Source organism: Lactobacillus paragasseri (assembly GCF_003584685.1).
GTDB lineage: Bacteria > Bacillota > Bacilli > Lactobacillales > Lactobacillaceae > Lactobacillus > Lactobacillus paragasseri.
Genome location: NZ_AP018549.1, coordinates 1,224,501 through 1,242,048, shown reverse-complemented (window position 1 = coordinate 1,242,048; position 17,548 = coordinate 1,224,501). Strand labels below are relative to the sequence as shown.

Sequence of the window (17,548 nt, the reverse complement as noted above, 5' to 3'; positions counted from 1 at the left end):
GAGGAAAATATTATGGCTTTTGACAAATTAGGCAGATTTTTTGGTATTGCTGAAGATGATGAAATGAATGAAGCACCATATTCTGAAGCAGAACAACAAGGGGAAGAAGTTCCTCAAGCTCAAAAAAATGAGAGAAGAGCTAATGTTGTTTCTATCAATTCAGGCGTAGGTGCTACTAGCAAGATTGTATTGTACGAACCACGTGTATATTCCGATGCAAAAGAAGTAGCTCAAAATCTTCTCAATAACAAGGCTGTTATTATTAATTTTGCTCGTATGGATGATGAACAGGCACGTAGAATAGTTGATTTTATTACTGGTACTGTTTATGCCTTAAACGGTGAAATTCAGCGCGTTGGCGATAAGATCTTTTTGGCAACTCCACCTAAATTTGAAACTGATGGCAAAATTGCTGAATTAGTTGAAAAGAAAGATAAAATGGATTAATGATATTTTCAATTGTAGGCTGGATATTACGTATTATCTCTGATTTATTGAATATCTATAGCTTTCTGATTGTAATTTATACTTTACTAACTTGGATTCCAAGGTTACTTGTAACTAAAGTTGGTCGAGTACTAGGAAAAATTGTCGAGCCTTATTTGGAGATATTTGAACGTTTCATCCCTCCAATAGCCGGAATTTCCTTTGCTCCAGTGGTAGCTTTATTAGTAATTTATTTTGTAAATAATTATGTTCTTTATTGGATAGCAAATATAATTAGGTACGTACTTATTAGATAAAATGGAAAAAAGACAAGCTAGTAGTTTTTATCAACATTTTGATGAAAGTGAAAGACCGACGGTAGATTATTTCGTCGGTCTTTTTAATCAATTCTTATTTAAAAATGAGCCGATTTTGACTGATTTCTTAAATCCTAGGGAACAATATATTTTTAGAGAAATTGTTGGTGGCTATGCACAATTGTATAGCTTTGGTGGTTTTTCAAATGCTGAAAAAAAGAGGTTGCTTTTATGCGATTGGATTCAAGCATATGAACCCTCAATGTTTAAAATTACACTTTTTGAAATTGCTTATCCGCACAAATGGGCTAAACTTACTCATAGTCAAATCTTAGGTGTCTTGACCCATCTAGGTATTAAATTAGATACTTTTGGCGATATTATCAATGATGAGAATGGAACGTGGCAGTTTTTTGTTAAAACTGAATTGAAGAATTACTTCCTTGAACAAGTTACTCGTGTTGGTAGGACAAAAGTAAAGTTGCATGAATTTCCACTTTCAAAAGTTTTAGTGCAAGAAGATGATAGTAAAGAATTGAGTGTGATTACCATTTCTTTACGTTTAGATGCAGTGGTTAGCGCTGTTACTAATTTAAGTAGAAGCCAAGTTAAAAAGATGATTGAAGATGGTGAAGTAAAATTAAATTGGCATCTTGTAGCTCAATCTAATATAATTGTTTCTGTACAGGATATGCTTAGTATTCGCCATTATGGTAGATATGAGATTATTAATCTTACCACTACGAAGAAAGGTAAGAAACGACTTGAAATAAAGGCATGGCAAGCAAAGAAAAGGTGATAATATGACATTAACGCCAATGGATATTCATAATAAAGAGTTTGCAACTAAACTTCGTGGATATGATTCCAAACAGGTAGATAGTTTTTTAGATCGAATTGTTGATGCATATGGGGATGCACTTGACCAAATTGTTGATTTAAAAAATGAAAATGTTGAGTTAAAAAAACGTGTTGAAAAATATGACAAAGTAAAAGATTCGATTAATGAATCCTTAATTTCTGCACAAGAAAATGCTGAAGAAATTAAAAAGAAGACAAATGTCGAAGCTCAAGAAATTATCAAAAAAGCTAATCAAGACGCGGATGATATTCTTAAAAAGGCTCAAGATGATGGGGATAAAAAGAGAGCCGAACTTCAGAGCCAGTATGATACTTTGAATCATGATTATGATTTGCTTAAGGCAAAAGTTGAAGACTTTAGAGAAGCCGTTCAAGGAATGTTAAAGGATCAAGTTAAAGAATTAAGTGATTCTGATTGGCAATATTACTTAGATAAATATTATGGTCGTTCACGTTTGTATCCAGCAGATGGATCGCAACCAGTTGAAGATGAGTCAATTCCTGATGGTCCAATGGATAACGAAGTAGCACCACAAGAAAATGTTGTATCAGCTAATCCAGAGGTTGACAATAATGCGGTAAATGAAGTAAACTCTGTTCAAGAAAAGGAAGATAAGCCAGGTGTCTTGACCGGAGATAGTCCAGTTAAGGAAAGCATGCATGCTACAGAAGAAAATACCCAGCGGCGTGATGGTCCTGTAATTATTTTCCCGGATGATTTAAAAAATAACTAATTTAAGTCGACAGTACCAACAAGTAGACGATTTAGCGAGTTAGTGATGGTGAAAGACTAACACTTGTCGAAAGTTAATCAGCTGCCAATTGGCTTAAACGTTTGTCTGTGCGATACACAGATATAAGTGGAATGGAATAACTGTATTCTGTTGTTCTGTTCAAGTTAGGTGGTACCACGAGAAGCTTCGTCCTATTTGGGATGAAGCTTTTTTATATAAGAAAGGATTTTTTATGAGAGTCAAAGATACATTGAATTTGGGCAAAACTAAATTTAAGATGCGCGGAAATCTTCCAGTGCGTGAAGCTCAATGGCAAAAAGAATGGGAAGAAAATAAATTATATGAACAAAGATTAAAGCTCAATGAAGGCAAGCCTCGCTTTGACCTTCATGATGGCCCTCCATTTGCTAATGGTAATATTCACATGGGTCACTCATTAAATAAGATCTCTAAGGATATTATCGTTCGTTTCAAGAATATGAATGGTTATTATGCTCCTTATGTTCCTGGTTGGGATACGCATGGCCTTCCAGTTGAACAGCAGCTAGCTAAAAAGGGCGTTGATCGTAAAAGTATGGATCGCGCAAAGTATAGAGAACTTTGCCGTCAATTTGCTGAAGAACAAGTTAAGAAGCAAATGACCGACTTTAAGCGTTTAGGCGTAATGGCTGATTGGGATCATCCTTATATTACTTTACAGCCTAAGTTTGAAGCTGAAGAAATTAGAGTATTCGGCGAAATGTTCAAAAAAGGTTACATCTACAAGGGTAAGAAGCCTGTTTATTGGTCATGGTCAAGTGAATCAACTTTGGCTGAAGCAGAAGTTGAATACCATGATATTAAATCACCAAGAATCTATGTTGCTTTCCCAATTGAAGATGGAAAAGGAATCTTAGATTCAGATACTTCACTTGTAATTTGGACTACTACTCCTTGGACTATTCCAAGTAACGTCGGAATTACTGTAAATCCCAAATTTGATTATGTAGTTGTTGAAGTTAACGGTAAAAAGTATGTGATCGGTGCTGATCGCCTTTCAGCAGTTGCTGAGGATTTAGGCTGGAAAGACTATAAAGTTCTTAAGACCCTAAAGGGTACTGATTTCGACCGAATGACATATAGACATCCTCTTTATGGTAAGACTGGGTTAGGTCAATATGGTCTAGTTATGAACGATACCTATGTTACTGATGATGATGGTACTGGCTTAGTTCATAATGCTACTGGTTTTGGTGAGGATGACTACAATGTTGGTCGTCGTTATGGTTTGGCAGTATTTGGTCCAATGGATGCACAAGGTAGATTTACTAAAGAAGTGCCAGATCCTGACCTAGTTGGTATGTTCTATGATGATGCTAACAAAGTGGTGGCCGATAAACTTGAAAAAGCTGGTGCGCTCTTAAAACTTAGCTTCTTCACTCACTCATACCCACATGACTGGCGCACTAAGAAACCAGTTATCTATCGTGCAACTACTCAGTGGTTTGCTTCGGTTGATAAATTTAGAGATCAAATTTTAGCAGAAATTGAAAAAGCTAGCTTCATTCCAACCTGGGGTAAAACTCGTCTTTACAATATGATTAAAGATCGTGGTGACTGGGTAATTTCTCGTCAACGTGCCTGGGGTGTTCCACTTCCAATCTTCTACGCAGAAGATGACACACCAATTGTTACTCCGGAAACAATTGAACACGTTGCTCAAATTTTTGAAAAGGAAGGTTCTAATGCTTGGTATACTCATACTGCTGAAGAATTGCTTCCTAAAGGATTTAAGTCAGAGCATTCACCAAATGGTAAATTCAGAAAAGAAACTGATATTTTAGATGTTTGGTTTGATTCTGGTTCATCATGGGCTGGTGTAATGAAAGAGCGAGATGGTTTAGGATTCCCAGCAGACTTATACCTTGAAGGTAGTGACCAATATCGTGGTTGGTTTAACTCAAGTTTAATTACTTCAGTAGCTGTAACCGGTAAAGCTCCTTATAAACAAGTTTTATCACAAGGATTTGTGTTAGATGATAAGGGACACAAGATGTCTAAGTCATTAGGTAATGTAATCTCACCTAATGATGTGGTTAAGCAAATGGGTGCAGAAATTATTCGTTTATGGGTAGCCGGAGCAGATACTACTTCTGACGTCGCTGTTTCTCAAGATATCTTACGTCAGTCTGCTGAAAGTTACCGTAAGATTAGAAATACTATGCGCTTTATGCTCGCTAATACTACTGACTTTGATCCTAAGCAAAATTCAATTGCTTACCCAGACATGTCTGGTGTTGATCAATATATGGAAATCAAGTTGAATCGCTTGATTGAAGAAGCTATTGAAGCATACAATAAGTTTGATTTCAATAGTGTTTATAAGAAAGTATTTAGCTTTATTTCAAATGACTTATCTGCCTTTTACTTAGACTTTGCTAAGGATGTTCTTTATATCGATCCAGAAGACAGCGAAACTCGTCGCTCAATGCAAACTGTGATTTATGACGTTTTAGTTAAGTTAACTAAGTTGATGACACCAATCTTGCCACATACGATGGAAGAAGTTTGGGGCTATTTAAAGGAACCAGAAGATTACGTTCAACTTGCTAATATGCCAGAAGTAGAACATTTTGCTAATGAAGATGAAGTTCTAACAGACTGGAATGACTTTATGAAGGTTCGTTCTGATGTCTTGAAGGCTCTTGAAGAAGCACGTAGCGCTAAGGTAATTGGTAAGTCATTTGAAGCACACGTTACTCTTTACCCAACTGAAGAAACTAGAAAACTTCTTGATAAATTAAATGCAAATGTAAGACAGATTTTAATTGTTTCCGATTTAACAATCAGTGATGATCAAGCACCTGAAAATGCAGAAAAATTATCAACTGCTTCAATCGTGGTAGAACATGCAGCTGGTGAAGTTTGTCCAAGATGTCGTCGTACTACAACTGATGTTGGTAGTGACTCACGCTTCCCAGAATTATGTGCGCGTTGTGCAGCTATTGTAGCTGAAAACTTTCCTGAAGCAGAAAAAGAAGGCTTAGAGAAATAATGCGTAAGGGTACTGTTAAACAATTCGATTCGAATTCTGCGTACGGATTTATTGAGGATGATCTAACGCACTCATCTTATTTTGTTTTTTATAAATCGATTAAAGAAGAGGGTTATAAAAAGTTAAATGTAGGACAAAGAGTACGTTACCAATTAGCACAAGGAAAAAAGGGTCTACAATGTATCAACGTTTATGTTGATCATGACTAAAAGGAGAAATTAAGTGAATCTAAGAGAAACTGAAATCTCAAACAAGCCTGTATTCGAAGGTAGACTTATCGACTTAAACGTTGAAACTATTAGTCTACCTAATGGAAAAACAGCAACTCGTGAAATAGTTAAGCATCCCGATGCTAGTGCAGCAATTGCAATTAATGATGAGAAAAAAATGCTTCTTGTAAAGCAATGGCGAGAACCTATCAAACAGTTAACTCTAGAAATTCCTGCAGGTTTAATTGACGAAACAGATGCATCTCCGCTTGATGCAATGAAAAGAGAGTTAAATGAAGAGGGCGGCTATAAGGCAGAATATTGGGAAAAGGTAAGTGAATTTTATACTTCAGTTGGATTCTGTGATGAAAAAATTCATTTATTCTATTGTGATACTTTGTCAAAAATTGAGCACAAACGTCCTCTTGATGAAGATGAATTTTTAACTCAAGAATGGTACAGTCTTCCTGAGATAAAACAATTAATTGCGTCAGGCAAGATTATGGATGCTAAGACCGTTATGGCAATTACATTCTGGGAAAATATGATTTTAACAGGAAACCAAAGTAATGACTGAAAAACGGGCAGATTATCGTAAAAAGCAACAGCAGAAAAAAATAAGAAAAATTTTTGATAATTTTAAGCGCTTGAAGAAAGATGATCAACAAGTTGATGAGGTTGATCCAGAACCAACAGTTAAGGAATCTGCTAATTTTGAATCAAGAGAGAATTTTTCTTCAGAAGAAGAGCGTGAAAATAGAATTAATCGTTTAAAAAAGCGCTTGAACTATGCAATTTTAATTGTTGTTGTTTTATTAATTATAGTTTTGTTCGCTTTGTTTAAACTTTAGATTTAGAGGTAAAAAATGAAAATTGCGATTATTGTTCCAATGGAAGAAGAGGCCGAATTTTATAAAAAGCATTTTAAGTCTGAAACTAAAGAAGTTTTTGGTACAACTGAATTTGATCACTTTTCAATTAATGGAAATGACATTTACTTAGGTCTTAGTGGAATTGGAAAAGTTAATGCGGCTATGAACTTAACTAGCTTATTAACTAAAGAAGATATTGACTTAGTGTTTATGACTGGTTCTGCTGGTTCAATGCAAGAAAATGTGAAAAGAAAAGATTTAATTTTGGTAGATAGTTTTGCTTACCATGATGCACATTGTGTGAGCGCTGGAGAATACGTTGAAGGTCAAATTCCACGTGAACCAGCAAGATTTAATCTTAAGAGCCCAGCACGTGAAGCATTTAAGAAGTATCTTTTAAGCCAAAATGTAGACTTTAAAGAAGGTCTTGTTGTTACGGGGGATACTTTTGTACAATCTGAAGCACAAAAAGATGAAATTAAAAAGAACTTTTCTGACGCACTTGGGGTGGAAATGGAAGGAGCAGCTTTTGCACAAGTTGCTAGACATTTCAATACGCCTTTAGTTGCTATTCGTGCTATTTCAGATAATGGCGATGCTAATGCTGATAATGACTTTGATAAGTTTGTTAAAGAAGTGGGTGCTAAAGCAGCCAGCGTAATTTCATCTTATCTTGAAGAAACAGTTTTAGATTAGGGTAATGATAGACTAAGTTCAGATGAACTTAGTCTATTTTTTATGTTAAAATAAAATAGCCACTTCCAAAATGTAAGAAAGATAAAGAGGTATAACATGACTAGAAAAAATGTATATTTGGATAATGCGGCTACTACTCCGATGGATCCAAAAGTAATTGAAAAAATTAGTAGTGAGATGACCAATGATTTTGGAAATGCTTCTAGTCAACATGCATTTGGACGTAGAGCACGTCAAGTGGTTGAAGCAGCTCGTCACCAACTAGCAGAAACAATTAATGCAGAAGATAAAGAAATTATTTTTACTAGTGGTGGATCTGAAAGTAATAATACTGCAATTTTTGGGACAGCACGTGCTAGAAAGAAGATTGGCAAGAAAATAATTACTACCAAGATTGAACATCCCTCTGTTTTGAATCCAATGAAACGTTTAGCTCAAGAAGGATATGAAATTGTTTATCTTGATGTAGATGAAGCTGGACATATCAATTTAAAGGACTTAAAGAGAGAATTAACGCCAGATACGATTCTAGTTTCAGTAATGGCAGTTAATAATGAAGTTGGTTCAATCATGCCTCTAAAAGAAATTGGTGAACTAGTTAAAGACTCAAATGCCTATTTTCATGTAGATGACGTGCAAGGATTTGGAAATATTGAAATCGATGTTAAAGATATGAATATCGATTTATTATCTACTTCTGCTCATAAGGTTAACGGACCTAAATTTTTGGGCTTTCTTTATGAAAAAAATGGCTTAAATGTAAGTAATCTTCTTTTAGGAGGAGAGCAAGAACTAAAGCGTCGTCCAGGGACTGAGAATGTTCCAGGAATTGCCGGCTTTGGCGTTGCTGCCCAAGAATTGAGAGAGATGGACAAAAAACAGCTTCAGGAAAATTATCGAAAGTTTCAGCAAATAATTCTTGATGAACTTGATCAAAATAAGATTGACTATGAAATTAATGGCTCACTTAAGGGAGCCGTTTCCCATCACGTTTTAAACTTGTGGTTAAAGGGCGTTGGAACTTATTCTGCTTTGACTAACTTAGATTTGAATGGTTATGCAGTTTCAGGTGGATCGGCATGTACAGCAGGTTCATTAAATCCCTCTCATGTGTTAGAGGCAATGTATGGTAAAAACTCTCTTCGTATTGAAGAATCGATTCGAATTAGTTTTGGACGTTTTACTACTGCAGATGAAGTTAAAGGTTTTGCAGATAGCTTAGTTAAAATGTGTCAACGATTAAGTAAATAATTAACAAGTTCTAACCATTTTTGGCTAGAACTTGTTTTAATGTATAATGTTATTGAAAATTATATACTTGACACTTACAAAAAATAAGATAATAATATTGAGAGTGATATTTTATGGCAAATACAGTAATTATTAATGGCGATAATCGTAAATTTACAATTAGTTCAGAAATTAAGCGTTACGCTTTAATTGATGCAGGCTTTACTAAGACTAAAAGAGGTAATTTCATGTATAAGCATCCTTTATATAATGAATCCCCTTATAATGCGACCTGTCAGTTAAAACTAACAATTAACGAAGATTTAGATCATTTAACAATGGTAGTCACTGATACTAATGGCTTACAGAAAGTTAATATTTTTAAAAATAAGCAGTTAGCACCAATGGTTGAGTTACTTGACTTCATTTTAAAGGATCTTGAAGATCGTCAGATTATTGCACCTTGCTAAAAGGAGAAAAAGATAAAATGGTAGATAACAGCAAAATTAGAGTCGTTGTTGGAATGAGTGGGGGAGTCGATTCTTCAGTTTCTGCTCTTTTACTCAAACAACAAGGCTTTGATGTTGTCGGCGTCTTCATGAAGAATTGGGATGATACTGATGATTCCGGAGTTTGTACGGCAACTGAAGATTACGAAGATGTAAAAAAAGTTGCAGATGAAATCGGCATTCCTTATTATTCTATTAACTTTGAAAAAGATTATTGGGAGCGAGTATTTGAATATTTCTTAAATGAATATAAAAAAGGCAGAACTCCTAATCCCGATGTAATGTGCAATAAAGAAATAAAATTTAAATCCTTCTTAGACTTTGCAATGGACCTAGATGCAGATTATATTGCAATGGGGCACTATGCAGCAACCAAAGTTGATGAGAATGGTATTGTACATATGATGCGGCCAAAGGATGGCAATAAGGACCAAACTTACTTCTTAAGTCAACTTTCACAAGATCAACTGAAAAAGGTAATCTTCCCACTTGCTAACTTAACCAAGCCTCAGGTGCGTGAAATCGCAATTGCTGCAGGCCTTGCAACTGCTAAGAAGAAGGATTCAACTGGAATCTGTTTTATTGGTGAACGTAATTTTAGAAAATTCTTGAGTGAGTTTTTACCAGCTCAATCAGGAAAGATGGTTACCCCTGATGGAAAAGTTGTGGGCGAGCATGCTGGATTAATGTATTATACTATTGGTCAAAGATCTGGTCTTGGCTTAGGTTCAACGAAAGAATCAACTGATCCTTGGTTTGTAGTTGGTAAGGATTTAAAAAAGAATGAATTGATCGTTGAGCAGGGATACGACAGTAAGCTTTTATATGCTACTAGCTTAGATGCAAGTGGTGTTTCTTTCTTTACTGGTTTACCCGATCATGACATTGACTTGAAGTGTACAGCTAAGTTCAGGTACCGCCAGCCAGATGTTGGTGTTACTATGCATTACCATGCAAAAGATAATACAGTCCATGTTGAATTTGATGAGCCTGCACGTGCCGTTACACCAGGACAGGCAATTGTTTTTTATAATGGCGAAGAATGTCTTGGCGGAGCAACTATTGACCGTGCTTACCAGAATGAAAAGCAATTACAATTAGTATAGCCAAAAGAAGTCTCAATGAGGCTTCTTTTTGTTTTTAGAAACTGTTATTTTCTGTCCTGAAAACTTATAATAAATAGTAAAAGTGGAGGGAAAAGTATGCAATTATATTTTGTTAGACATGGAAAAACAAAGTGGAATTTAGAAGGGCGCTATCAAGGAGGTAGTGGTAATTCACCACTATTGCCAGAAAGCTATGAAGATATTAAAAAATTAGCTGAGTACTTAAAGGGAACTAAGTTTAGGGCCTTTTATGCTAGTCCTTTACAACGTGCTTTAACTACTGCTGTAATGCTTAGAAATGATATGGGGATTACTGTTCCAGTTATTGTAGATGATCGCCTGAAAGAGTTTAATCTTGGCGATCTTGAGGGAATGAAATTTGTTGACGCTGAGAGTCAATACCCTGATCAAATTAAGGCCTTTCGTTATTCGCCAGAACGCTACGATCCATCAACTTTTCATGGTGAAGACTTTGAACACATGATTAAACGTGGTAAAAGTTTAATTAGTGATATTGTTAAACGCTATCCAAATAAAGATGATAAGGTGCTTTTGGTGAGCCACGGGGCAGCTCTATGTGCATTAATTAGAACTCTTGAAGGTTATGACGTTGCTGATATTAGAAAACGTGGCGGCTTGACTAATACTAGCCTGACGATTCTTGACACTGAAAATCAAGGAAAGACCTTTAATGAAATAGCATGGAATGAAACAAGCTATTTAGATCGAAAGATTACTAGTAGGGATACAATTTAAAAATGGATAAAAAAATAGCCAACTTATATGATGCTGGCAAAGTTGATGATGCTATACATTTATTGATTAAAAAAATAAATAATCATCCTAAAAATATTGAAAATTATTTACAGCTTTCAACTTATTTGATTGAACAAAATTCGGCTGATCAAGCTTTAGAATTATTAGAAAAAGCTCGAGGACTTGTTGATCAACCAGAGGCTTTAACTTATAACATTGCTGTTTGTTACTACATGCAGGGAGATTTTGCTAAATCGTTAGCTTTACTTAATTCGATTCCAGATGATGAAGAAACGATGTATCAAAAGTCCTTGATTTTTATGAAGTTAGGCCAATATCAAAAGGCACTAGCTTATGCTTTAACTTTGAAAAATCAGGATGAGAGGACTTTAGAATTAATAGGTGATATTTGGCTTAGTCTGGGAGATTTAAAATCAGCAAATCAAACTTATAGTAAGATTCTAAAAGATCAAAGAAATGCAAAAGTTAACTTCTTGCTAGGTTTAACTTTATTTGATACTAACCCTGATAAGGCAGAAAAATATTTTAAAGTTTCGAAAAAACAGAATCCAAAATATTTTGCCCAAGCGCAAAAACAATACAATGCTGTAGCAAAATTGATTAGAGGTAAAAATGGCAGAAACTGGTTTTACTGGACGAATTAATGGGATTGTTTTTGAAAATAATCAGGATCTTTTCAAAATTATTGATGTAGATTTAATTAGCAAATTAGCAGATTATGATCGTGATAATATCCGGGTAACTGGTAATTTTGGTGATATTCAGATTGGATCGACTTATAAATTTGTCGGTCAAATTGTTGTACATGAAAAATTCGGTAAACAATTTCGTGTTAGTTCATATGAACCTGTTTTACCACATGAAGAGGGAAGTCTAGCTAAATATCTAAGTTCTGATAAATTCCCTGGTATTGGTAAAAAAGCTGCTGAAAGAATTATTGATAGTCTAGGAACGAATGCTTTAGACCTGATTAAGGCCAATCCAACTGAAATTGATGACCTTGATTTAACACAAAAGCAGAAAGATAGTTTACTATCTGGAATTAATCAGATGGATTCTTTTTCAGAAATTGTTATTAAACTAGCTAAGTATGGAATTAATAAAAAAACTGCTGGAAATATTTATAAAGCCTATCATGGAGATTCTCTTAAAAAACTTGAAGAAGATCCTTATCAAGCCGTTGGTGAAATTAGAGGTTTTGGTTTTAAAACAGCTGATAATATTGGCCAAGCACTTGGAATTGAATTAAATGATCCAAGAAGGGTTAGAGGTGCAATTTTAAGTATTTTGCAGAATGCTCTAAGTACGCTGGGAGACACTTATGTGGCACTAGATGATTTATTAACGCAAGCGTATGAATTGGTTCAGGCTAGTTCTTATGATGACTTAGCAAATAGCGTGAATGAGCTTCAGCGACAAGGTAAGGTAGTTGTTTCAGGTGATAAAGCAGCCTTGCAAGAAATTTTTCAAACGGAGCTTGATATTTCAAATGAATTAAAACGTCTAGTCAAAAATCGGGTAAAAAAAGAAGACTTCAGTGATGAAAACATTGAGCAGGCAATTAATCATGCTGAAGAAGAACTTGAGATTAAGTATGACGAAACGCAAAAGAATGCGATTAAAAATGCTTTAAATAATCCAATTTCTATCCTTACTGGTGGACCAGGTACTGGTAAGACAACAATTATCAATGGAATTTTAATGTGCTTAAAGGAACTTGCTGACATCCCGAGCGGGGCGTTATATAGTGAGGATCCACCATTTTTATTAGCTGCACCAACTGGTCGAGCAGCTAAGAGAATGAGCGAAATTACTGATATTTCTGCTAAAACTATTCATCGCTTGTTAGGACTAGGTATTGGCGAAAATGATGCAACTGATGTTAATGAATTAAATGGCGAGATTCTAATCATTGACGAAATGTCAATGGTTGATATGTTTCTATTTAAGCAGTTGTTATCAGGTATTAATTCGACGAAAAGAATTGTTTTTGTTGGGGATCAAGATCAGCTGCCCTCGGTTGGAGCGGGAAATATTTTTAGTGACTTAATTAAGTCAGAAGCATTCCCAACAACTAGACTCCAGGTAATCCATCGGCAAGGAGAAGATTCATCAATTATCAAGCTAGCTCACGCAATTAACGAAGAAGATGCTGAACAGATAATTTTTAATAAAACTAAGAATTATTCCTTTATCCCTTGTCAACCTAGTTTAGTTGGAGATGCAATTGATCAGATTGTTAACTTAGCTATTAAGCGTGGTTTTAAAAAGGATGATGTTCAGGTCCTTGGAGCTATGTATAATGGTCAGGGCGGAATCACTCACTTGAACGATATCTTGCAAGATGTAATGAATCCAATGTCTTCAAAAACTAAAGTAATTGAAGCGCATAATGAAAGCTTTAGAATTGGCGATCGTATTCTTCAATTACAAAATAATCCCGAAAAGGATATTTATAATGGTCAAATTGGCAAAATTATTGGACTTAATCCAGATGATAAGGCGAAGATCTTAATTGCTGATTTTGATGGTCGAGAAATAGAATTTAACGTTAAAGATTTAAATGATATTACTCGTGCTTATGCAATTACAATTCACAAGTCGCAGGGATCTGAATTTCCTTTAGTTATTTTGAATCTTACTATGCAGAATTATATGATGTTGAGACGTAACTTGCTTTATACGGCAATTACCCGTGCTGAGAAAAATCTTGTCATGGTAGGAGAAAAAAAGGCTTACCTTATGGCCTTACGTACGCCAGGAAATGACCGTAAGACGGATTTAGCTTCTAAGATCAGGCATGAGCTAGGACTGAAAGAAGTAGTTGAGCATAATTCTAACGCAAATACTAAACAAGAGCAGGTTCAAACTGAAATTAAGGAAGAAATAAATGAACCCAAAGACTATATCTTAACTCCTGATTTAATTTATTCTGGTAAAATTGACCCAATGATTGGGATGGAAGATATAAAATTAAAAACAAGAGATTAGTAAAACAAGCCACCTCGTTATGAGATGGCTTGTTTTGCATTTATTTCAAAAGTTTAAAATGATCAACTTCAAATTTTAAGTGGAATTTTCTTCTATTCAATTCTTCTCCATCAAGTTGACCGTATTCTGCTTGATAGGTTTCTACTTCAATTTTATTAGCTTCAAAATAATGAAATTGCTTGCTTTGCATATGTGATCCATTGAGGAGAAGCTTAGAAAAGAGATACAAGAATTTGGCCAAGTTAGGCTTTTCTACAATCGCAATATCTAATTTATGATTATAAATATTAGCAATTGGCAAAATTGGAACACCACCGCCAAAGTAGGGATGATTAGTTGTCGTAACTAAATATGCGTGATCGTAAGAATAAGTATGTTCATTAGTTAAAATCTTAACTTTGAAATTATCTTGTCCCTTGAGAGCTTGAGCAATATTTATTCCATAAGTTAAATTTCCTATATTGATTTTGTTAAACTTAGTTTTGAGCTTTGAATGATTGGTTTTATTGACCACAAACGCATCAAAGCCAATTCCTAAATTATTGACAAAGTATTTTTCTTCACCTGTAAGCAAATCTTGATATCTGCCACAGTCGACATTTGTTACTGTTGGATGATTTTTGATTTTTTTGATAAATTTCAAGGGGTTATTTTGAAGTTTGGCTGCTCGAGCAAAATCATTTCCGGTACCAGCTGGAAAATAGGCAAGGGGAGTGTCAGGATGAAGTGAATTTTTTACCCCATTTAAAGCCTGATTCAAAGATCCATCACCGCCAACTACAACAATACATTCATGATTATTGTTAATTTCATTAGCTGTCTTAGTTGCAATCGGGACGAGTTGTCCAGGATAAGTAGAAATTTGTATATTATATGCCAATTTTTCTTTTTTCAGAGCAGCTTCAATTTCTTTGAGGGCTTTTGCGCCTTTATCGCTACCAGATTTTAAATTTACAAGTAAATGAACCTTTTTCATTGTTAATTGCCTAATTCATATAAAAATAAGCCCCATTTGGGGCTTATTTTATTTCTTTTCAATTAGCATTGGCAAAATCATCGGTCTTCTTTCAGTCTTAGAATATAAGAAATCTTGAAGATTCTCAATAATTGCCTTTCTAATTTCATTTTCTTTTGGTTGCGGATCTTTAGCCATTTCAGTCTTAAGAATATGGTAGACATGCTTCTGTGCTTGACTAATCAATTCAGTTGATTCACGCATATAAACGAAACCACGACTTAAAATATCTGGCCCTGCTAAAACACGTTGATGTTTGTAGTCAACAGTTGCTACCACTACCACAAGACCTTCTTCAGCTAAAATTTGACGATCACGAACGACGATATTACCAACATCGTCACTACCAGAAGTGTCAACAAAGACATCCGAGATATTGATGTGACCAGCAATTCTTGATGAATCTTTGGTTAAAGCAAGTACATCACCATTTTTTAGAACGAAGGTGTGATCTTTAGCCATTCCAGTAGACTGAGCAGTTTCAGTATGAACAACTTGCATTCTGTATTCACCGTGGACAGGAATAAAGTATTCAGGCTTGGTTAACTCGATCATCATCTTTTGTTCTTCTTGACCAGCGTGTCCAGAAGTGTGGACATTATGAATCTTACCATGAACAACATTAGCGCCCGCTTCAGTTAACTTATTAATTAAGTGGTTTACGCTAGTTGTATTGCCCGGAATAGGGTTAGATGAGAAGATTACTGTATCGCCTGGTTGTAATGAAATTTGACGGTGAGTTCCATCTGCAATTCTTGAAAGAGCTGCAAGTGGTTCTCCTTGAGAACCAGTACATAAAATCATCGCTTTTTCAGGTGGAGTATGGTTGATTTCATTGGCATCAACTAAAGTTCCTTCGGGAATATTTAAATAGCCCAGATCAATACCGTTTTGAACACCATTTTCCATTGAGCGACCAAAGATTGCGACTTTTCTTCCAGTGTCAACAGCTGCCTTAATAGCAGTTGATACACGATAAAGGTTAGAAGCAAAAGTAGCAAAAATAATTCTACCTTTAATTCCAGTGATGATATCGTGTAGGGAGTGAGCAACAAATCTTTCTGATTTTGTAAAGGTTGGAACTTCTGCATTAGTTGAGTCAGATAGGAGGGCAAGTACGCCTTCTTGACCTAACTTAGCCATCTTCTGAAAGTCAGGGGCAGGTTGATTCATTACAGGGGTTAAGTCAAACTTAAAATCTCCCGTAAAGACTACTGCACCTTCTGGAGTATGAACTGCAATTCCCAAAGTATCAGGAATTGAGTGAGTTGTTCTGAAGAAACTGACTGAAAGCTTATCAAATTTCAAAACCGTATCTTCATGCTCTTCGTGAAGTTCACTAGAATTTAAAATTCCATGTTCATCAAGTTTCCCGCGAATTAAAGCGAGGGCAAATGGTGTTGCATAAACTGGAATTTCAGGAATCTTCTTTAAAAGGTAAGGGATTCCGCCAATGTGGTCTTCATGTCCGTGAGTTACAACTAATGCTTTGATTTTTTTCCTATTCTTAATAAGGTAAGAATAGTCTGAGATAACATAATTAATTCCCATCATGTCATCTTCTGGGAATTTGATACCGCAGTCCATGATGATAATCTCATCTTGGTATTCAACGCAGTACATATTACGGCCGATTTCGCCTAGACCCCCTATAGCGAAAACGCCGACTTCATTATTCTTTAATTTCAAGGTCGTTATTTATCTTCAGATTTGAAAGTTGTCAGCTTAAAATCTGGACTTTGCTTTTCATAAGCAAGTGAGTTTCCAGTTAATTCTTGGATGAGTTCAATATTGTAGGGGGTATTATCCTCAACCATAGTTCTTGCTGCAACTACATTATCTGCTTCTAAAAAAAGAGTTTTAGTAGTTTCTCTTCTTGGATTAACGATCTGGTCTTTTTGGTATAAAACTTTGTAGATCATTTCTTATAATCTCCTTATATTAAAACGTTCAAAAAAACTTCTGCGAAAAAGTCGCAGAAATTCATAGCTATTAAAATTTTATCATAAACTTACTTTTAAGTATACCAATTTACATTATATATAGTACGTAAAAAGGCGATAGAACATTTTGTCCTAACGCCTAATTTCTTAAAAATTAAGAACTAATTTTTAAGAAATAACAATGGTATCTTCTGCTAAATCAAAAGGATTTCGCTTATTGATACGGTCATAGAATAAGTGACCATTTAAGTGGTCAATTTCGTGAGAAGCAACAATTGCTGGATAATCCTTTAAGCGAATTGTCTTTTCTTCGCCATCAACTGTATAATAATGAATCTTTAACTTATCAGGACGAGGAACATAGCCTTCAATATCTTTGTCAACACTTAGGCAGCCTTCGCCTTCAGCAAGACAAGCTTTTCTAACTGATTCAGAAAGAATTTTTGGATTGACAAAAACTTCTTTGAAAATAATCTCACCTTTATCATTTGGAACTAAAAGGGCAGCCATCTGAATGCTCTTGCCGACTTGAGGAGCAGCTAGGCCAACGCCAGCTCTTAATTGGTGCTTTTCAGCAATTTTAGGATCTTGCGAGTTAATTAAATATTGCATCATTTCGTCAGCTAATTCTTTATATTCATCAGCTAATGGGAAGGTTAAAGGCTTAGCAACTTGTCTTAAGACAGGGTTGCCATCGCGCGTAATATCATGCATTAAAATCAAAATAAATATCTCCTTAATTTTAAATTTGCTATGAATATGATAACAATTGAAAGAAAAGACGGCAATAATCGAAGTTTTTGGTATAATATTTTTGTTAAAAATAAA

The 17,548-nt window shown here is 35.1% G+C and carries 19 protein-coding genes; 15 read left to right on the top strand and 4 right to left on the bottom strand.

The features are described 5' to 3' along the window. Positions 1 to 12: 12 nt before the first annotated feature. The 15 genes from LpgJCM5343_RS06005 to recD2 all read left to right on the top strand — a co-directional run bounded on the left by LpgJCM5343_RS06005 (position 13) and on the right by recD2 (position 13,762). Complete coding sequence (locus LpgJCM5343_RS06005; RefSeq protein ID WP_003648605.1) at positions 13 to 447, top strand: cell division protein SepF; 435 nt, start codon at positions 13 to 15, stop codon at positions 445 to 447. Continuing rightward, positions 447 to 743, top strand: a complete 297-nt coding sequence (locus LpgJCM5343_RS06000) for a YggT family protein (RefSeq protein WP_003647107.1) — start codon at positions 447 to 449, stop codon at positions 741 to 743. Before LpgJCM5343_RS06005 ends, LpgJCM5343_RS06000 begins: the two co-directional genes overlap by 1 nt. Position 744: 1 nt before the next feature. Further along, the gene (locus LpgJCM5343_RS05995) at positions 745 to 1,542 is read left to right on the top strand and encodes a YlmH family RNA-binding protein (RefSeq protein WP_003648607.1); all 798 of its coding nucleotides are present in this window, start codon (positions 745 to 747) and stop codon (positions 1,540 to 1,542) included. Between the two features lie 4 nt (positions 1,543 to 1,546). Beyond that, the gene (locus LpgJCM5343_RS05990) at positions 1,547 to 2,338 is read left to right on the top strand and encodes a DivIVA domain-containing protein (RefSeq protein ID WP_039156241.1); all 792 of its coding nucleotides are present in this window, start codon (positions 1,547 to 1,549) and stop codon (positions 2,336 to 2,338) included. A gap of 232 nt (positions 2,339 to 2,570) precedes the next feature. Further along, entirely contained in the window at positions 2,571 to 5,372 is a 2,802-nt protein-coding gene (ileS, locus tag LpgJCM5343_RS05985; RefSeq protein WP_077958787.1) for an isoleucine--tRNA ligase, read from the top strand. After that, on the top strand, positions 5,372 to 5,581 hold the full coding sequence (locus LpgJCM5343_RS05980) for a cold-shock protein (protein WP_020807155.1): 210 nt from the start codon (positions 5,372 to 5,374) through the stop codon (positions 5,579 to 5,581). The genes ileS and LpgJCM5343_RS05980 overlap by 1 nt, the downstream gene beginning before the upstream one ends. Positions 5,582 to 5,594: 13 nt before the next feature. Next, on the top strand, positions 5,595 to 6,158 hold the full coding sequence (locus tag LpgJCM5343_RS05975; protein ID WP_003648610.1) for an NUDIX hydrolase: 564 nt from the start codon (positions 5,595 to 5,597) through the stop codon (positions 6,156 to 6,158). Further along, positions 6,151 to 6,432 (top strand): hypothetical protein, encoded by a 282-nt coding sequence (locus LpgJCM5343_RS05970; RefSeq protein WP_020807154.1) that lies wholly within the window; start codon positions 6,151 to 6,153, stop codon positions 6,430 to 6,432. The genes LpgJCM5343_RS05975 and LpgJCM5343_RS05970 overlap by 8 nt, the downstream gene beginning before the upstream one ends. Before the next feature lie 15 nt (positions 6,433 to 6,447). Next, entirely contained in the window at positions 6,448 to 7,149 is a 702-nt protein-coding gene (locus tag LpgJCM5343_RS05965; protein ID WP_003648612.1) for a 5'-methylthioadenosine/adenosylhomocysteine nucleosidase, read from the top strand. Between the two features lie 96 nt (positions 7,150 to 7,245). After that, entirely contained in the window at positions 7,246 to 8,400 is a 1,155-nt protein-coding gene (locus LpgJCM5343_RS05960) for a cysteine desulfurase family protein (protein ID WP_101890800.1), read from the top strand. 113 nt (positions 8,401 to 8,513) lie between these two features. Further along, positions 8,514 to 8,849, top strand: a complete 336-nt coding sequence (locus LpgJCM5343_RS05955) for a DUF1831 domain-containing protein (protein WP_101890799.1) — start codon at positions 8,514 to 8,516, stop codon at positions 8,847 to 8,849. A 17-nt stretch (positions 8,850 to 8,866) separates the two neighbouring features. Next, a complete protein-coding gene (gene mnmA, locus LpgJCM5343_RS05950) occupies positions 8,867 to 9,994 on the top strand; it encodes a tRNA 2-thiouridine(34) synthase MnmA (RefSeq protein WP_020807151.1) in 1,128 nt (375 codons plus the stop codon). 96 nt (positions 9,995 to 10,090) lie between these two features. Further along, positions 10,091 to 10,750 carry a histidine phosphatase family protein gene (locus tag LpgJCM5343_RS05945; protein WP_020807150.1) on the top strand — a complete coding sequence of 220 codons (660 nt, stop codon included), beginning with the start codon at positions 10,091 to 10,093 and terminating at the stop codon, positions 10,748 to 10,750. A gap of 2 nt (positions 10,751 to 10,752) precedes the next feature. Next, on the top strand, positions 10,753 to 11,415 hold the full coding sequence (locus LpgJCM5343_RS05940) for a tetratricopeptide repeat protein (RefSeq protein WP_101890798.1): 663 nt from the start codon (positions 10,753 to 10,755) through the stop codon (positions 11,413 to 11,415). Further along, positions 11,384 to 13,762: an SF1B family DNA helicase RecD2 gene (recD2, locus tag LpgJCM5343_RS05935; protein ID WP_101890797.1), complete on the top strand. Its 2,379-nt coding sequence runs from the start codon at positions 11,384 to 11,386 to the stop codon at positions 13,760 to 13,762. Before LpgJCM5343_RS05940 ends, recD2 begins: the two co-directional genes overlap by 32 nt. 40 nt (positions 13,763 to 13,802) lie before the next feature. On the opposite strand, the gene LpgJCM5343_RS05930 is transcribed toward recD2, so the two are convergent. The 4 genes from LpgJCM5343_RS05930 to def form a co-directional block, all read right to left on the bottom strand. Continuing rightward, positions 13,803 to 14,738 carry a diacylglycerol/lipid kinase family protein gene (locus LpgJCM5343_RS05930; protein ID WP_048686472.1) on the bottom strand — a complete coding sequence of 312 codons (936 nt, stop codon included), beginning with the start codon at positions 14,736 to 14,738 and terminating at the stop codon, positions 13,803 to 13,805. 48 nt (positions 14,739 to 14,786) lie between these two features. Continuing rightward, on the bottom strand, positions 14,787 to 16,466 hold the full coding sequence (gene rnjA / locus LpgJCM5343_RS05925) for a ribonuclease J1 (protein ID WP_101890796.1): 1,680 nt from the start codon (positions 16,464 to 16,466) through the stop codon (positions 14,787 to 14,789). A gap of 5 nt (positions 16,467 to 16,471) precedes the next feature. After that, positions 16,472 to 16,699: a DNA-dependent RNA polymerase subunit epsilon gene (locus LpgJCM5343_RS05920; protein WP_003648621.1), complete on the bottom strand. Its 228-nt coding sequence runs from the start codon at positions 16,697 to 16,699 to the stop codon at positions 16,472 to 16,474. A gap of 189 nt (positions 16,700 to 16,888) precedes the next feature. Beyond that, positions 16,889 to 17,443, bottom strand: coding sequence for a peptide deformylase (def, locus tag LpgJCM5343_RS05915; protein ID WP_020807147.1), 555 nt, complete (start codon positions 17,441 to 17,443; stop codon positions 16,889 to 16,891). Positions 17,444 to 17,548: the final 105 nt, after the last annotated feature.

What these genes read in the sequence shown, in the direction of transcription:
- LpgJCM5343_RS05955 (WP_101890799.1), top strand. Translation starts at nt 8,514, where the DNA reads ATGGCAAATACAGTAATTATTAATGGCGATAATCGTAAATTTACAATT.
- LpgJCM5343_RS05990 (WP_039156241.1), top strand. Translation starts at nt 1,547, where the DNA reads ATGACATTAACGCCAATGGATATTCATAATAAAGAGTTTGCAACTAAA.
- LpgJCM5343_RS06005 (WP_003648605.1), top strand. Translation starts at nt 13, where the DNA reads ATGGCTTTTGACAAATTAGGCAGATTTTTTGGTATTGCTGAAGATGAT.
- LpgJCM5343_RS05930 (WP_048686472.1), bottom strand. Translation starts at nt 14,738, where the DNA reads ATGAAAAAGGTTCATTTACTTGTAAATTTAAAATCTGGTAGCGATAAA.
- LpgJCM5343_RS05980 (WP_020807155.1), top strand. Translation starts at nt 5,372, where the DNA reads ATGCGTAAGGGTACTGTTAAACAATTCGATTCGAATTCTGCGTACGGA.
- recD2 (WP_101890797.1), top strand. Translation starts at nt 11,384, where the DNA reads ATGGCAGAAACTGGTTTTACTGGACGAATTAATGGGATTGTTTTTGAA.
- mnmA (WP_020807151.1), top strand. Translation starts at nt 8,867, where the DNA reads ATGGTAGATAACAGCAAAATTAGAGTCGTTGTTGGAATGAGTGGGGGA.
- LpgJCM5343_RS05945 (WP_020807150.1), top strand. Translation starts at nt 10,091, where the DNA reads ATGCAATTATATTTTGTTAGACATGGAAAAACAAAGTGGAATTTAGAA.
- LpgJCM5343_RS05970 (WP_020807154.1), top strand. Translation starts at nt 6,151, where the DNA reads ATGACTGAAAAACGGGCAGATTATCGTAAAAAGCAACAGCAGAAAAAA.
- LpgJCM5343_RS05940 (WP_101890798.1), top strand. Translation starts at nt 10,753, where the DNA reads ATGGATAAAAAAATAGCCAACTTATATGATGCTGGCAAAGTTGATGAT.
- ileS (WP_077958787.1), top strand. Translation starts at nt 2,571, where the DNA reads ATGAGAGTCAAAGATACATTGAATTTGGGCAAAACTAAATTTAAGATG.
- LpgJCM5343_RS05965 (WP_003648612.1), top strand. Translation starts at nt 6,448, where the DNA reads ATGAAAATTGCGATTATTGTTCCAATGGAAGAAGAGGCCGAATTTTAT.
- LpgJCM5343_RS05920 (WP_003648621.1), bottom strand. Translation starts at nt 16,699, where the DNA reads ATGATCTACAAAGTTTTATACCAAAAAGACCAGATCGTTAATCCAAGA.
- LpgJCM5343_RS05995 (WP_003648607.1), top strand. Translation starts at nt 745, where the DNA reads ATGGAAAAAAGACAAGCTAGTAGTTTTTATCAACATTTTGATGAAAGT.
- LpgJCM5343_RS06000 (WP_003647107.1), top strand. Translation starts at nt 447, where the DNA reads ATGATATTTTCAATTGTAGGCTGGATATTACGTATTATCTCTGATTTA.
- LpgJCM5343_RS05960 (WP_101890800.1), top strand. Translation starts at nt 7,246, where the DNA reads ATGACTAGAAAAAATGTATATTTGGATAATGCGGCTACTACTCCGATG.